The 15,015-nt window shown below is 66.1% G+C and carries 17 protein-coding genes and 1 pseudogene; 13 read left to right on the forward strand and 5 right to left on the reverse strand.

Features of this window, described 5'->3' with window-relative positions; genetic code table 11:
• The first annotated feature begins 82 nt into the window (after positions 1-82).
• Positions 83-1,249, forward strand: coding sequence for a CaiB/BaiF CoA transferase family protein (locus BST47_RS20385; protein ID WP_083127468.1), 1,167 nt, complete (start codon positions 83-85; stop codon positions 1,247-1,249).
• Between the two features lie 12 nt (positions 1,250-1,261).
• Here BST47_RS20385 and BST47_RS20390 read toward each other — a convergent pair whose 3' ends face one another.
• On the reverse strand, positions 1,262-1,807 hold the full coding sequence (locus BST47_RS20390) for a TetR/AcrR family transcriptional regulator (protein WP_083127618.1): 546 nt from the start codon (positions 1,805-1,807) through the stop codon (positions 1,262-1,264).
• A gap of 44 nt (positions 1,808-1,851) precedes the next feature.
• On the opposite strand from BST47_RS20390, the gene BST47_RS20395 reads away from it, so the two are divergent.
• From BST47_RS20395 to BST47_RS20405, 3 genes are read left to right on the forward strand one after another with little or no spacing between them, the layout of a single operon-like run.
• The gene (locus BST47_RS20395) at positions 1,852-3,105 is read left to right on the forward strand and encodes a cytochrome P450 (RefSeq protein ID WP_083127469.1); all 1,254 of its coding nucleotides are present in this window, start codon (positions 1,852-1,854) and stop codon (positions 3,103-3,105) included.
• An 8-nt stretch (positions 3,106-3,113) separates the two neighbouring features.
• Positions 3,114-3,305 (forward strand): ferredoxin, encoded by a 192-nt coding sequence (locus BST47_RS20400; RefSeq protein WP_083127470.1) that lies wholly within the window; start codon positions 3,114-3,116, stop codon positions 3,303-3,305.
• Positions 3,306-3,340: 35 nt separating this feature from the next.
• On the forward strand, positions 3,341-4,120 hold the full coding sequence (locus BST47_RS20405) for a MarP family serine protease (protein WP_107529034.1): 780 nt from the start codon (positions 3,341-3,343) through the stop codon (positions 4,118-4,120).
• Between the two features lie 4 nt (positions 4,121-4,124).
• Here the strand turns inward: BST47_RS20405 and BST47_RS20410 are convergent, their stop codons facing one another.
• Together BST47_RS20410 and BST47_RS20415 are read right to left on the reverse strand one after the other, a co-directional pair.
• Complete coding sequence (locus BST47_RS20410) at positions 4,125-4,940, reverse strand: thioesterase family protein (RefSeq protein WP_083127471.1); 816 nt, start codon at positions 4,938-4,940, stop codon at positions 4,125-4,127.
• Entirely contained in the window at positions 4,937-5,773 is an 837-nt protein-coding gene (locus BST47_RS20415) for an SMP-30/gluconolactonase/LRE family protein (protein ID WP_207568649.1), read from the reverse strand. Before BST47_RS20415 ends, BST47_RS20410 begins: the two co-directional genes overlap by 4 nt.
• A gap of 49 nt (positions 5,774-5,822) precedes the next feature.
• Here BST47_RS20415 and BST47_RS20420 point away from each other — a divergent pair, with 49 nt between their 5' ends.
• The 8 genes and pseudogenes from BST47_RS20420 (at position 5,823) to BST47_RS20450 (ending at position 12,650) form a co-directional block, all read left to right on the forward strand.
• Positions 5,823-6,527, forward strand: coding sequence for an NIPSNAP family protein (locus BST47_RS20420; protein ID WP_083127620.1), 705 nt, complete (start codon positions 5,823-5,825; stop codon positions 6,525-6,527).
• A 350-nt stretch (positions 6,528-6,877) separates the two neighbouring features.
• A pseudogene (locus BST47_RS31665) lies at positions 6,878-7,033 on the forward strand (cytochrome P450); the annotation flags it as partial.
• A gap of 102 nt (positions 7,034-7,135) precedes the next feature.
• Positions 7,136-7,774 (forward strand): cytochrome P450, encoded by a 639-nt coding sequence (locus tag BST47_RS31670; protein WP_420094050.1) that lies wholly within the window; start codon positions 7,136-7,138, stop codon positions 7,772-7,774.
• A gap of 1 nt (position 7,775) precedes the next feature.
• Positions 7,776-8,741: a zinc-binding dehydrogenase gene (locus tag BST47_RS20430; RefSeq protein ID WP_083127473.1), complete on the forward strand. Its 966-nt coding sequence runs from the start codon at positions 7,776-7,778 to the stop codon at positions 8,739-8,741.
• Positions 8,738-9,481, forward strand: a complete 744-nt coding sequence (locus tag BST47_RS20435) for an HpcH/HpaI aldolase family protein (RefSeq protein WP_083127474.1) — start codon at positions 8,738-8,740, stop codon at positions 9,479-9,481. The genes BST47_RS20430 and BST47_RS20435 overlap by 4 nt, the downstream gene beginning before the upstream one ends.
• A complete protein-coding gene (locus BST47_RS20440) occupies positions 9,478-10,200 on the forward strand; it encodes an SDR family NAD(P)-dependent oxidoreductase (protein ID WP_083127475.1) in 723 nt (240 codons plus the stop codon). The genes BST47_RS20435 and BST47_RS20440 overlap by 4 nt, the downstream gene beginning before the upstream one ends.
• A gap of 4 nt (positions 10,201-10,204) precedes the next feature.
• Positions 10,205-11,728 (forward strand): flavin-containing monooxygenase, encoded by a 1,524-nt coding sequence (locus BST47_RS20445; protein WP_083127476.1) that lies wholly within the window; start codon positions 10,205-10,207, stop codon positions 11,726-11,728.
• A gap of 1 nt (position 11,729) precedes the next feature.
• Positions 11,730-12,650 (forward strand): alpha/beta hydrolase, encoded by a 921-nt coding sequence (locus tag BST47_RS20450; RefSeq protein WP_083127477.1) that lies wholly within the window; start codon positions 11,730-11,732, stop codon positions 12,648-12,650.
• A 1-nt stretch (position 12,651) separates the two neighbouring features.
• Here the strand turns inward: BST47_RS20450 and BST47_RS20455 are convergent, their stop codons facing one another.
• A complete protein-coding gene (locus BST47_RS20455; RefSeq protein WP_083127478.1) occupies positions 12,652-13,122 on the reverse strand; it encodes an SRPBCC family protein in 471 nt (156 codons plus the stop codon).
• A 3-nt stretch (positions 13,123-13,125) separates the two neighbouring features.
• On the reverse strand, positions 13,126-13,794 hold the full coding sequence (locus tag BST47_RS20460) for a GAP family protein (RefSeq protein ID WP_207568650.1): 669 nt from the start codon (positions 13,792-13,794) through the stop codon (positions 13,126-13,128).
• A 56-nt stretch (positions 13,795-13,850) separates the two neighbouring features.
• Here BST47_RS20460 and BST47_RS20465 point away from each other — a divergent pair, with 56 nt between their 5' ends.
• A complete protein-coding gene (locus BST47_RS20465; protein WP_083127479.1) occupies positions 13,851-15,008 on the forward strand; it encodes an acyl-CoA dehydrogenase family protein in 1,158 nt (385 codons plus the stop codon).
• The last annotated feature ends 7 nt before the right edge of the window (positions 15,009-15,015 follow it).

Below are 15,015 nucleotides of genomic sequence, written 5' to 3' on the forward strand. Positions count from 1 at the left end.
GATGCAGCCTCACCCGGCCCACCCGGGTCACAGCACAACGTAACAACACGAAGTAACTGCACCTACGAACTTAAGGAATCCGATGGCCGGACCGTTGGTGGGCGTCAGAGTCGTCGAACTCGGTGTGTGGGTCGCGGGACCCGCAGCCGGTGGGATCCTGGCGGACTGGGGCGCCGACGTCGTCAAGATCGAGCCGCCGGACGGTGACCCGGCGCGGATGTTCGGCCGAATGCTGGGCATCGAGGACGGCTCGAGTCCGCCCTTCGAAATGGACAACCGCGGAAAGCGCAGCATCGTGCTCGATGTCACGACCGAGGATGATCGTGCGACCGCGCGTGAGTTGTTATGCGGCGCGGACGTTTTCCTGACCAACGTCCGACCGGCGGCGCTGGCGCGGGTGGGGCTGGATTTCGAGGCGGTGGCCGCGGCCAACCCCGCGCTGGTGTACGGCCTGATCACCGGCTACGGCGAACGCGGCCCCGACGCCGACCGTGCCGCCTTCGACGTCGCCGCGTTCTGGGCACGATCGGGCCTTGCGCACCTGCTGACGCGGCCCGGTGACACGCCGCCGTTTCAGCGCGGCGGCATGGGGGACCACACTGCGGGGATGACCTTGGCGGCAGCGGTGTGCGCGGCGCTCGTGGCCCGCGGCCGCACCGGCAGGGGGCAGCTGGTCAGCACGTCGTTGTACCGGCAGGGCGCATACACCGTCAGCTTCGACCTCAACACGTTCTTGATGACGGGCAATCCCATCGCGATCGGCCAGCGTGAGTCGATGGGCAATCCCTGCATGAACAACTACGCCGCCGGTGACGGACGACGCTTCTGGATCGTGGGCCTGCAGGCGGGTCGGCACTGGCCGCCGCTGTGCCGGGCCGTCGGCCGGGCCGACTGGCTGACCGACCCTCGCTATGACACGCCGATGAACCGCGCCGTCAACTCGCGGGAACTGATCGCCGAGCTCGACGCGATCTTCGTAACCAAGCCGCTCGAGGATTGGGCCAAAATCTTTGCGGGCGAACCGGACTTCTTCTGGTCGCCGATCAACTCGCTCGAGGACGTCATGGCCGACGAGCAGTTCTACGCCTCGGGCGGTATCGTGAACGTGCCTGACGGCGAGGGCGGCATATCGATGGTGGCCTCGCCCGCCGACTTCCACGGCACACCGTGGGAACCGCGCTCGCCCGCACCGCAACTGGGGCAGCACACCGACGAGATCCTCGCCGAACTGGCGGACCGGCGCCCCTGATCGACGAGTCGGTCAATCGGTCTCGGGGGCATGGTGCTTGACGCGGGCGGCATGCCGAAGCTGGTTCAGGAAGTCGGCGTCGTCGTCGCTGTGCACGACGTAGTGCGAAATCGCCACGCGCACAGCCGTCGACACGGCCAGGCCGGGATCGGGGCCAGACGCGAGCCGCTCGAGCCGCTGCCGCATCAGCGGTATCACCCGCGACAGCCGTTTGATGACCTGTGCCGGTTCGATGTCGACCATGCGCAGCCCGGGGTAGGACTGCTGGTAGTCGACGATCACCCGCAGTGCCGCATCGAGCTTCTCGCACGCGGGCAGATCAGCGGTGGCCTCGGCCACCGCGGTTTCGTAGAACTGGCGTTCCCACACCACAAATGCCTCGAGTAGTTCCTTCTTGGAGGCGAACCATCGGTAGAGCGTGGGCCGCGACACCCCGGCCTGCGAGGCGACCTCTGACAGGCTGAGCTTGGTCATCCCGTTACGGCCCAGCACCTCCGCGGTAGCGGCAAGAATTCGTTGGCGCGTCGAGCTGTCGACCTCGACCCACGATTCCTGCATCGCCATAGCTTTACAAATTTTTGGCGAAGTGTCACGCTAAATCTGTGACAGCCCCACCTGTGCAGGCGCGTGAGTACAGCCGGTTCGACATCACGTCGCACGACTTCTGGAGTCGGCCCTTCGACGCTCGCGACGAAGTTTTCGCCCTGCTTCGTGCTGGTGACGGCCTCACCTGGCACCGGCCCTTCGATTCGTTGTTTCCGATGGAGGAGCCCGGTTTCTGGGCGTTGACACGTCGCGCCGATATCGCTTTCGTCAGTCAGCATCCGGAGCTGTTCACGTCGGCGCAGGGGGTGGCGCTGAATCCGATGCCTGCCGAGATCCAGCGCTTCGCATCGTTCTTCCTGAGCATGGATCCGCCGCAGCACACCGTGTACCGCAGACTCATCAGCTCGGCGTTCACGCCGCGCAACGTCCGACAGATCGAGGAGCAGATCCACCGCAACGCCGTCGCGATCGTCGACGAACTCGTCGGTGCCGGGAACGTCGACTTCGTGACCGCCTGTTCTGCACGGCTGCCGATGCTGACGATCATGGACATGCTCGGTGTGCCGACCGCCGATCAGCCGGAGGTGGCCTACGCCGCCGAGAAGCTGTTCGGCATGAGCGACGACGAGTACGCGACGGCCGAGGAGCGGGCGGAGGACCCGATAGCGCAGATCACCCTGCTGTCGAACACGGGCGTCGAGCTGGCGCAGTTCCGGCGCAAGAATCCCGGCGACGACCTGATGACGGGAATCGTCAACGCCGAGGTCGACGGCCACCGGCTGACCGACGAAGAGATCGGCGCATTCCTGATCTTGTTGGCGTCGGCAGGGAACGACACCACCAAACAGGCCACGACGCACGCGATGCTGGCCCTGACCGAGAACCCCGCCCAGCGGGACTGGCTGATGGCGGACTTCGACGGCCGGATCGGTTCGGCCGTCGAAGAATTCGTCCGCTGGTCCTCACCGGTACTGCAGTTCGCCCGTTTCGTGACCGAGGACACCGAGATCAACGGAGCGCCGGTACAGGCGGGCGACAAGGTCGGACTGTTCTACTGCTCGGCCAACCGGGACGAAGCGGCCTTCGCCGATCCTGGGGTTTTCGATCTATCGCGTTCACCCAACCCGCATCTCGGCTTCGGCGGCGGCGGGCCACACTTCTGCCTGGGCAGCCAGCTGGCGAAGGCCGAGCTGCGAAACCTGTTCCGGGAGTTGCTGACCCGGTTGACCACCGTCGAGTTCGGTGAGCCCGACCTGCTCTACAGCAATTTCGTCCACGGCGTCAAACGCCTGCCTGCGTTCGTTCGTTAGGAGTCACCATGCGGGTGGAAGTCGATCTGGACAAGTGCACCGGCCACGGCATCTGCGAATCGATCGCCGAGGACGTGTTCGAGGTGGCCGACGACGGCATCGTCATGATCCACGACAACGATCGGCCCGAATCCGACCGCGACCGGATGCAGCAGGCCGTGACCCAATGCCCCGTCGCGGCGCTGCGCCTGACCGACTGAGGACATTTCGCTCGCTGTAGGTCTATGTTTGGCCAATGAAGCCGAGTCGCCTCGCGGCCGTGCTGATCGCCGTCGGCCTGACAATCGGTCTGACCGGATGCAACACGTTCAGGCAGTCGATCGACGAGATCAACTACGTGGCTGAAGCCGCTCCCGCTTTCTCGGTGGTCAATGTTGCACGACCGGACGCCGCACTGGCGAGTGACGCGGTCGTCGCGCAGGCGGGGCACAGCGTCGTCAGGGTCAACAGCCTGGCCCACTCCTGCAACAAGGTCATGTCGGGTAGCGGTTTCGTAACCGCGCCGGGTCGGGTGATGACCAGCGCGCATGTGGTGGCGGGCGGGGATCGCGTCAGCGTCTCGCTGGACGGTCGGGAACTCACCGCCATGGTGGTGATGTTCGACCCGCTCAGCGATATCTCCATCCTCGACGTTCCCGGCCTACAGGCGCCGCCGCTGGACTTCTCTCAAGACACCGCGCCGACTGGCACCGACGCCGTGGTGTTGGGATATCCCAGTGGCGGACCGTTCGTCGCATATCCGGCCAGGGTTCGGGAAGTCGTCGAGATCAAGGTTTCAGACCTCTATCGGGTGCTGGCATTCAGCCGCGAGGTCTATGCAATCAGAGGCAGAGTCGGGCACGGCGATTCCGGCGGACCGCTGATCGACCGTGACGGACGGGTACTCGGCATGACTTTCGGTGCGGCGGTTCACGATCCGGAGATCGGCTTCGTACTCACCGCAAAGCTGATCTACCCACACGCCGTCGATTCCACGGCGATGGAGCCGGTTTCGACCGGCCCCTGTATCAACTGACTGGTCAGCGGACCGGCATCGGCCGGACCAGCACCGACTCCTGAATCGCGCCCACGGGTCCGGACTCGTCGAACAGCGTGCCGATCGTCGCGCCGATGCCGTCGGGGCCGTAGTTGGTCTCGGCGCGGATTCCGATCCACTCGCCCTGCGGAATCCGGTGTACATGCACGACCAGATCGGTGTTCATGAACGTCCACTTCCGGATGTCGAGCTTGGTGCCGATGCCGTTGGCATCGTCGGCGACGGCGAACAGGCGCTCCAGCGCGGTCATGGACTCACCCTTGACGAGGTCGACCTCCGGGCGGATCCAGGACTCGCCGGGCCCGTCGCTCATCGGCTGGGTCAACCACCGCCAATCGAGGCTGTGCACATAGTTGCGGTCCCAGTCCTTCTTCATGTCGCGGCTGTGCGCCTCCGAGAGCGGCCGCAACGGTGGCGCGGACGTGCGAACGACGTCCGCGGTGTCGATCGTCTTCAGCCGCCATCCGCTGGCGCGTGCGACCGGGCGAGGCTCGCCGTCACGACCGGGGGCCAGCATCTCGGCACTGACCAACTCGATCTGCTTGCCGGAGCGCTCGATTCGGGATCGCACCCACAGATCCCCTTCGGCAGGCACAGCACCCAGCAGGTCGATCATCACACGGCTCAGCCTGGTGTCGTCGCGGGCCTCGCATCTCTCCAAAGCGCGCGCCAACAGCGCTGAAACCGGTGCGCCGTGCTGTATCTCGGCCGTCCACGTGCTGCGAACCAGATCGGTCGCCGCAAACTTCTCACCGAGCGGGTCGGCGACATCGACCAACTCGTAGTAGGAATCGCTCACGGCAGCCCGGCTCCCGGGATGTCCACGGTCACCGCGTCGACGCGTGACTCCTTGGTCCCGACCAGCCGTTGCGGATAGGCGTCCGTACTGGACAGCAGGAACAGTGTGCGCCGCTCCGGGCCCCCGAGTGTGCAGGCGATCGCGATGCGTTCGTCCATCTCGATCCGGTCGGTGATGGCGCCGCCTTCCTCGATCCGCTCGAAGGCGTGGGCCAATGTCATCGCCACCCACACCCCGCCCCCAGCATCGAGACAGATGCCGTCCGGCGGGCCGTCGAGTCCCTCGGCGAACACCCTTCGGCCGCCCAGTGATCCGTCGGCCGCGACGGTGAACGCGGTCAGCCGCCGCCCGGTCGACTCGGCCACGATCAGCGTCGTGCGGTCTGCTGTGATCGCCATTCCGTTGGGGAAGTCGAGGTTCTCGGCGACAACGGCGATCGAGCCGTCGGGATCGACCCGTACGATCACCCCACCTTCCCGTGCCTGGGATCCGACGTAAGCGCGGCCCGCGTCGTCGATCACCATGTCGCCGAGCGCCGCGGGAACGAGGTCGGCCAGTTCGGCGACCGGTTCGACGGTGTACCCGTCGTAGCGCAGCAGCCGGCGCTGCTCACCCGAAACGATCAACAGCGTGCCGTCGGGCCGGAACCCCAATCCGGATGGGTGATGGCCGGGCAGCGGGAGGGTGGTCAGGTCGCCACGCAGGTTGACGGTGTGCACCGCCTCGCCCAGCATGTCGGAGAACCACAGCAATCCCTCGAACCACCGAGGACCCTCGCCGAAACAGAAACCTTTGGTCAGTGTCGTCAGCGTCTCGGCACCTTTACAAATCACGCCACAAGTGTCACGCTCGCAGGGTGCGACTGTCAACTAGGTGGCGGGTGTGAAGAAGTTCTACGGCCACACGCTCCTTTATCTCCACGAGACGATTGCGCTGGGTGAAGGCCTAAGCGAGCAGTTCACCGAGGTCTTCAGCGAGGTCTACCACCCGATGATGAAGGCGCTCGGCGCGCGCCTCTTCGCGATGTGGGAGACCACGCCGTACAACGGTCACTGGCCCCAGGCGACGATCATCTGGGAGATCGACGCGTTCGCCGACTACGCCCGCATCGGTAAAGCGCAGGCACCCGGCGGCAGCCATGCCGATGCCGCGGCGACGTGGCGGACGTTTATGTCCGAGATCCGAGCATCCGGTGAGGGCCGGATCATGTACGCCGGAAAGTTCAATAGAACACTCGCTGCGCTGACGGAGTCGAAGTTCTCGGCGGGTCTGGTGATCCAGGAGATCATGCAGACCAAGCCGGGACGGCAGGACGACTACATCCGCGAACTCGAGCGCCTCTACGTGCCGTGGTCGGAAGCCACCGGAAAACGATGGCTCGGATCGTTCATCACGACGTTCAGATTCAACGAGGTCATCCACTATTGGGCGTTGGACGGCGACTGGGACTGCTTCGAGAACCACTACCCGTCGTGGAAGGGCAGCCCGCCCGCCGAGATCGTCACGTGGATGAGCGTCGCGCCCGCGCTGCGCGACGGTTGGGAGGACTCGATTCTGCAGGCGCTGCCCCCGTCGCCGCTGCAATGAATTTCCAAGTGACGCAGCTGATGAAGAACTTCTTCTACGATCCGTTCGACCCCGCGGTGATGGCCGACCCGCTGCCGTACTACCGCGTCCTGCGCGACGACTATCCGGTGTACTACGTCGACAAGTGGGACACCTACGCGCTGTCGCGCTTCGACGACATCTGGCAGGTGCTGTCGATCAACGACGGGACGTTCGTCGCTTCGGAGGGAACTCTACCCGCGGCAACGGTTTTGGCGACGCGCAACGACGGCCCGGTGCCCGATCCGCCGCTTCATCCGCTGCCGTTCCACGCGAACTTCGACGCGCCGATCTACGATTCCGTCCGCCGTTGCACTTCGGGGCCGTTCCGGCCGAAAGCCGTTGCAGCACTGGCAGACCGAATCCGCGTCCTGGCCAACGAGCGGCTCGACGAATTGCTGGCGCGCGGCACCTTCGACCTGACCCAGGACTACGGCGGCATCGTCGCGGCATCGGTGGTCTGCGAATTGGTCGGACTTCCGACCGATCTGGCATCCGATGTGTTGGCCACCGTCAACGCCGGAAGCCTGGCCCAGCCGGGGAGCGGGGTGGAGGTGGCCAACGCGCGGCCCGGCTACCTGGAGTACCTGGTGCCGATCATCGAGCGCAGGCGTGCCGGCGACGGTCCCGAGTTGCCGATCGCCGACAGCCTCATCGGCTACCGCCTGCCGGACGGTTCGGCGCTGTCTGACACGGAGGCCGCCGTGCAGATGCTCGGCGTCTTCATCGGCGGCACGGAAACCGTGCCGAAGATCGTCGCGCACGGCCTCTGGGAACTGGGGCGGCGCCCAGACCAGTTGACCGCCGTACGTGCGGATCTCGACGCAAACGTCCCCGTCGCGCGAGAGGAGATGATCCGCTACTGCGCGCCCGCACAATGGTTCGCCCGCACCTTGCGCAAGCCGTTCACCGTGCACGGGACGACGATGATTCCGGGCCAGCGGGTCGTCACGCTGCTCGCATCGGCCGGTCGCGACGAGCGCGAGTATCCCGATCCCGACGAGTTCATCTGGGATCGCCGGATCGAGCGCCTGCTGGCGTTCGGCCGCGGACAACACTTCTGCCTCGGTGTGCACCTCGCCCGTCTCGAAATCGCGATCATGGTGACCGAATGGCTGAAACGGGTGCCGGACTGGCGCATCATCAGTGAGGGCGCGACGCGCCCGCCGTCCAGCTTCCAGTGGGGCTGGAACAGCGTTCCCGTCGAGGTCCATGTGGAGGTTGTGTGAGGTGTGGGCATACCGACTCGTTGCGCCGTACACCTTTGAACGGCTTGATGTTCCGCCGAAGACCGCCGACGACGTGAGCGACGGTCACGTGCTGCTGCGCTTCATGGCGGCGGGGGTCTGCGGCAGCGACCTGCCGCCGTTCCGCGGTGTGCGCGGCAAGATCGCAGGCGACATGGGGCTGAACGCGGCCGAGATGGTGGGCTTTCCGGTCCACGAGGTCGTCGGCGAAGTGGTGGCGAGCAGGCACAAGGACCACCGGGTGGGTGACCGGGTGGTGGGCTGGGCGTCCGGATTCGACGGGCTGATGGGGTTCGTGGTCGCCGACGGCGACGGCCTGGCACCCTACGATCCCGGCTTGAGCGCCTCACACGCCGTTGCGTTGCAGCCGTTGGCCTGCGTCTTGTACGCGCTCGAGCAGCTGGAGCTCGCGGGCCGACATGTCGCAGTCATAGGGCAGGGGTCGATCGGGCTGCTGTTCTCCTATGCGGCAAAGGCTCTGGGCGCGCGTCATGTGACCGGTATCGACCCCGTCGACCGCGACGGTGTCGGCAAAGAATTCGGTGTCGACACCATTGTCCGCGCCACCAGCGACAGATGGGTGAGCCATTTGGAGCCCGGCGATCAGCCCGACGTCGTCATCGAGGCGGTCGGCCACCAGGTCGCCACGCTCGGCCATGCGATAGACGCCGCGGCGCCGGGCGGCACCGTGCTGTACTTCGGCGTGCCCGACGACGACAGCTATCCGATCAACATGCGCGCCATGCTGCGTAAGAACCTCACGCTCAAGTCCGGTGTGACGCTTGACCGGCGGCGAGTCCTCGACGCGGCCACCGGGTTCGCCAAGGACCATCCGGAGCTGCTGGCCGCCTACGTCACGCACACGTTCGGTATCGACGACGTGCAATCGGCGTTCGACCTTGCCTGCCGGCCGGTGCCGGATCGGGTGAAGATCGCGATCACCGCATGAGAAGCCGGTTGCAGGAGGCGCTCGCCGCGAAGCCGTGTGTGTGGGGCGGATGGGTGGTGGGGCCGACCATCATCGGGCCCGAAGAGTTCGCCAGGGCGGGATATGACTACGTCGGATTCGACGTCCAGCACGGCTATCTCGACGATGCCGATGTCGCATTGCTGCTCCGGCGGCTCGAGCATGTTCCGATTGCGACCGCAGTGCGGTTGCCGTCGGCGGATCCCGCGCCGATCGGTCGTGTTCTCGATGCCGGGACCGACGCGGTGATCGTCGCGATGGTCGAATCGCCCGAAACAGCCGCCGCCGCAGTGGCCGCCACCCGGTACCCGCCGGCGGGGGTGCGCAGCTTCGGCCCGCTGCGTGCCGACATCGGGATCGACCCTGTTGCGCACGAAGACCGCACGAGTGTCTTCGCAATGATCGAGACCGCCCGAGGATTGTCGGCGCTCGACGAGATTTGCGCCGTGCCGGGTCTATCCGGCGTCTACGTCGGCCCGGCCGATCTGGCCATCTCGCTGGGGGAGAACCCGATCAGCGCGCTCAATGCTCCGACGGTGCTCGACGCGATCTCTCGGATCCATTCCGTCGCCTCCGGTGCGGGGCTGGTCCCCGGCATCCACGCCAACGCGGGTAAGCCTGGGAAAGCCATGGCCGAGTTGGGGTTTCGGATGATCACCCTGGCGTCGGAGTCCCAGGCGCTGCGGCGCGGCGCGGCGGCGCACCTCGAGGAGGCGCAGTGAGGTCGACCGAGCGCGTCGCGCTGGTCACCGGTGCGGCACGCGGGCAAGGGGCGGCGATCGTCAGGCGACTGCACACGGACGGCTTTCGGGTAGCCGCGTGCGATCTGCTGACGGATGAGCTCAAGGCCGGCACGAAGGCGTTGGGCGGCGGTGTGCTCGCCGTCGAACTCGACGTGACGTCCGAGCAGCAATGGGACAGCGCGGTGCGGCGGACCGTCGAGGAGTTCGGCGCACTGACCACCCTGGTCAACAACGCGGGTGTTCTGCACCGCGCCTCGTTCGCCGAGGAGACACCCGCAGGCTTCGAGGGGAGCTGGCGCGTCAACTGCCTGGGGCCCTTTCTCGGAATCCGGGCCGCGCTCGAACACCTGCGCCACGCAGATGGCGCCGCGATCGTCAACACGTGCAGCACCGGAGCGATTCGAGCGTTTCCCAACCACGCGGCCTACGGCTCCTCGAAGTGGGCGCTGCGCGGCCTCACCCAGATCGCCGCCGCTGAACTCGCCGACTCGGGCATTCGTGTCAACGCGGTCCTACCCGGACCGGTCGAGACGCCGATGCTCGACCCCGCGACGCAGGCCCGGCTCGCGGAGAAGGGGCGGCTCGGCACACCGATGGAGATCGCCGACGCCGTCGCGTTCCTGGTATCCGAGCATGCATCCTTCATCACCGGTTCCGAACTCGTCGTCGACGGCGGACAGACCCTGCAGATCGGATGACCCCATGACCAAAGCTGTCTCGGTCGGCATCATCGGGGCCGGCCCGGGCGGGCTGGCGCTCGCGATCTTTCTGAAAAAGAACGGTTTTCACGACTTCACGATCTTCGATCGGGAGGACGGCGTCGGCGGCACCTGGCGGATCAACACCTACCCGGGGCTCGCCTGCGACGTGAAGTCACACCTTTACTCGTATTCGTTCGACCTCAACGCCCGCTGGTCCCGGCTCTGGTCCGGGCAACCCGAGATCCTCGAATATTTCGAACGCTGCGCGCAGCGCTACCAACTTGCGCCGCACTTGAAACTGCACACCGAGATCACCTCGGCCCGTTGGCATTCCGACACCCAGACCTGGCAGTTGAGCACCGCGAAGGGCGAGCAGCACACGTTCGACGTGGTGGTATCGGCGATCGGACTGTTCACCCAGCCGGTGCTGCCCGATCTCGTCGAGGAAGAGCCGTTCACCGGAACGCTGATGCACACCGCGCGCTGGGACCACTCCGTCTACCTGACAGACAAGAGTATCGCGGTTCTCGGTACGGGATCGACGGCGGCACAACTGATTCCCGAGGTGGCGAAGGTGGCCAAGAAGGTCTACTCGGTGCAGCGGTCGCCGACGTGGATTCTCCCGAAGCCCGACCGCGCCTACACCGACCGCGAAAAGTGGCTGTTCGCCCGTGTTCCGTTTGCCAAGAAGATCTACCGGACGCGCCTGTGGCTGCGCAGCGAGTCGAACATCAGCGTGATCGAAAACGGCAGTGACAAGACGCACGAGTTCAAGGACATCGCGCTGCGCACTCTCGATGCCGTGGTGCACGATGACGAGTTGCGCCGCAGGCTGACTCCGCGACACCCGTTCGGATGCAAACGGCTGGTCTTCGCGACGGACTATCTGCAGACCTTGACCGAACCCCACGTCGAGGTGGTGTCGAGTCCGGCCCGGGCTTTGCGCGCTCGCTCGTTGGTGACCGGCGACGACCGCCGGCTCGACGTGGACGTGGTGTTGTGCGCGACGGGCTATGCCGCCGCGGACTACCTGGGCCAGATCGACGTCGTCGGCGAGAACCGGATCACGCTGCGGGAAACGTGGCGCGACGGGGCGTTCGCGTACCTCGGCATGTCGGTCCCCGGATTTCCGAACTTCTTCATGCTCTACGGCCCGAACACCAACGTCGGCTCCAACAGCGTCATCTTTATGCTGGAGGCGCAGGCCCACTACATCGTGCGCGCACTGAAGTACATGCGGCGCAAACGGAAAACCTACGTCGCGGTGCGCAGCACGACGATGTCGGACTTCATTGCCAGGATCGACGAGTGGATGCAGGGCACCGTGTGGCTCACCCGGTGCAGCAACTACTTTCGCGCACCCAACGGTCGCGTCGTGACTCAGTGGCCGCGTAGCGCACGCGTCTTCTGGGAGATGACGCGGCGGTTCCGCCCGGCCGAGTATGCCTTCGAACCGCCGACATGCCGGCCCACCGTGGAGGTGCGGTCACACACGACGGTGGCCGAATCGCCGGCGGCGACGTGACATGAACGCCGACGCGGACTTCGCACACCGGCTGGACCCCGCAATGAGCCATCTGGCGGCGGCCCGCTCCGATCTGTCACCGAGCGTGCTCGGCGTGGTCCGCGACTCGTTGAACCAGCGCCGCGCCGAGACCGCGAGAGCGGTCAACACCGCTGGGGTGGAGATCGAGCAGCGCGAAGTCGGCTCGATTCCAGTACGCATATATCGCGGTGCGGGCATCGCGTCGCCCGCGGTGATCTACTGTCACTCAGGGGCTTTCGTGCTCGGAAACCTGGACACCGATCACCGGCAGTGTGTCCAGTTCGCGAGGCAGGGCAGCTGCACCGTGTTCTCCGTCGACTACCGGCTGGCTCCCGAACATCCGCACCCCGCCGCGCTGGAGGACGCAATGGAGGTGCTGACCTGGGTGGCGGAGAACGCTTCCGAGCTAGGTGTGAACGCCGACCGGCTTGCGGTCGCGGGCAGCAGTGCAGGAGCGGCACTGGCCGCTCGGCTAGCGCAGTGCGCCGCCGACGGGGCAGCACCACCGGTCGTGTTCCAGCTTCTGCACCAACCTGTGCTCGACGATCGGCCGACGCCGTCCAAGGACGAGTTCACTGCCACGCCGGGGTTCGACGGACCCGCCGTCGAACAGATGTGGCGCCATTACGTCGGCGACGGTGCGGTCCCCGTCGACGCCGCTCCCGGGCGCATCCGCGAGTTATCAGGTGTCGCAGACGCATTGATCACCTGCTCGGAACTCGACCCGTTGCGCGACGAAGCGCTCGACTACGCGCTGCGGCTCATGTGGGCGGGCGTCGCCACCGAACTGCACGTCTTTCCCGGCACCTGTCACGGGTTCGACTCGCTGCTTCCGGAGTGGGAGACCAGCCAGCGCCTGTTCGAGCTACAGGGGGCTGCGCTACGTAAAGCGCTGTGGTGACCTACGCGCCCAGTTCCCGCGCGACCGCGGCGTGGTACGCGTCGATGTTCGCGGGGTTGACCGTGCGGAAGAAGCCGTCCGGCAGCGGGGCGTGCTTGTATGCCTCGATGGTCATGGTTCGAGCGAACAGCGTGACACCGTCTCCTGGCTGAGTGAAGTGGTACTGCACCGTGATCCGGCCCTCCATGCCTCCGTTGCCATCGCGGTCGTGGCCGAGGCGGCCTACCGAATTGAACATCCACAGCGTGGGGCGCATGGCGATGGCCAGATGCCACGTGAAGATCCGGTCACCGTCGGGTCCGGCCTCGGCCCAGGTATCGCCGACCTTGAGTGGGAGGGTTTGCGGCAACCCTTCGATATGTGCGCTGCCCGGATACGTCTTGGGCCAGTTGGCCGGATCGGTCACGAAGTCGTAGATCGCCTCGGGTGGTTGGCTGAAAGCCGTCTCCGAACGTGTGGTGACGATGCCCACGGGTCATGCTCCTTCGGTCTGCAGCTCGCTGATTCCCATGACCAGCAAGGTGATTCCGACCGCCAAGAGAATGACGGCCGTGACGAGTCCGCTGCGTCGGTGCAGCCACTCCTTGAATCGGTTGAGTTGGTCGTCGGCCCGCGCACCCACCGCCATGTACGCGAGCACCGGAACGGCGACCGTCGAGCTGGCGACCACGGAGTAGTACACGGTTGCCCCGCTCGCGGCGGCGACGCCGATCCCGGCGGTGCCGATCAGCAATCCGGCCGCGGCGGTGGCGGCCAGCATTTTCGGGTTGCCGAGCACGAGGAACATCCCGACCCCCGCGGCGCCGACAGGCGTGAGCCGGCTGAACTTGGCCAGCCATGGCGGTTCCTCGGTCATCCGGTCGCGCCTGAACCAGACCCATATGCCGATCGCGACGAGGATGCCGCCGAGGACGAGCAGAACCCGCGGCGAGACGGGCCGGTTCAGGCCGCCGATCAGCCGAGGTACCTGGAGGAACAGGGCGGTCACCGCGGCGAGGGCGAGCACTCGGCCAACCAGCAGCGCGACACCGTTGGCCAGGGGGCGGTCGGTGTGAAGCACGACGAAGATGGCGATGATGATCGAGAACGGCGATATCGCAACCACCATCGCCGGTGCCAGGAGTTGGCTCAGAACTGTCGACATCAGACGCGACTCTACAGCGGCTTTACAGATCGATCAGAAAGTGTCACGCTCGGAACGTGGACTTCTCCCGCGTCGAATTGTCTGCCGACGACCAGGCCTTCCAGGATGAGCTCCGGGCGCTGCTGAAGACCCTGGTGACCGATGAGGTGATCCGGCGGGACCGCGAGACGGGGGAGAACTTCGACGAAGGCGTTCATCTGGCGCTCGGTGAGGCCGGCTACCTGGCCGCTGAGTTCAACGATGAAGCGGACGGTGGGTTCAGCCGCCTGCGACGCCGGCTCTGGAACCTCGAGATCGGCCGTGCCCACACGCCGTGGTTCCACTGGGGCACGACGGCGATGGTCGCGCGTGCGGTGCGGGACTTCGGCTCCGACGAGCTCAAGGCGGAGGTGCTGGAGCGTGCTCTGTCGGGTCGGATCCGCCTGTGCCTGGGCTACACCGAACCCGAAGGCGGTTCCGATGTCGCCACCTGCAAGACGCGCGCAGTTCGCGACGGTGACGGCTGGATCATCAACGGTTCGAAGATGTTCACCTCCAATGCGCAGAACGCCGCGTACGTCTTCCTGATCACGAACACCGATCCGTCCGCGCCGAAACATCAGAGCCTCACCATGTTCCTGGTCCCATTGGACTCCCCGGGTGTGGAGATCCAGCCGCTGCGCACCGTGGATGGCGACCGCACGAACATCACGTACTACAGCGATGTGCGCGTCGACGACCGGTACCGCGTCGGTGAGGTCAACGGCGGCTGGACCGTGCTGCGGGATGCGCTCCACGACGAGCACGGCACCGTCGAACGCGGAGCCGACGGTCTGCAGAAGATCGCGGCCATGGCCGAGCACCTGGTGTTGCTCGCCGAGGCCATCGACAAGATCGCGCCGTTGGTCGGTGATGACGATGCGGTGAAATACCGGCTGGGACGCGGCATCGCGCGCATGGAGGCGGCGATGAGCACACCGGACATGTTCGGCCGGGTCGCCAACGCGCAAACCATGCGTGACGTGTCGCTGGACCTGATGGACATCCAGGGCACGGTGTCGACGCTGCCCGTCGACGCGCACGGCGCGGCGGCCGACGGGGGAGCCGAGTACGTCTTCCGACTGGCGGGGCCGACCGGTATCTACGGCGGAACGCTCGAGGTGTTCCGCAACATGATCGCCCAGCACGCCCTGGGCCTCGGTCGTCCCGCATACGCACCGCCGGCGAAGCGCTAGTTTTCGT

This window comes from Mycolicibacterium tusciae (genome assembly GCF_002086795.1).
In the GTDB taxonomy this organism is placed as follows: Bacteria; Actinomycetota; Actinomycetes; order Mycobacteriales; family Mycobacteriaceae; genus Mycobacterium; species Mycobacterium tusciae.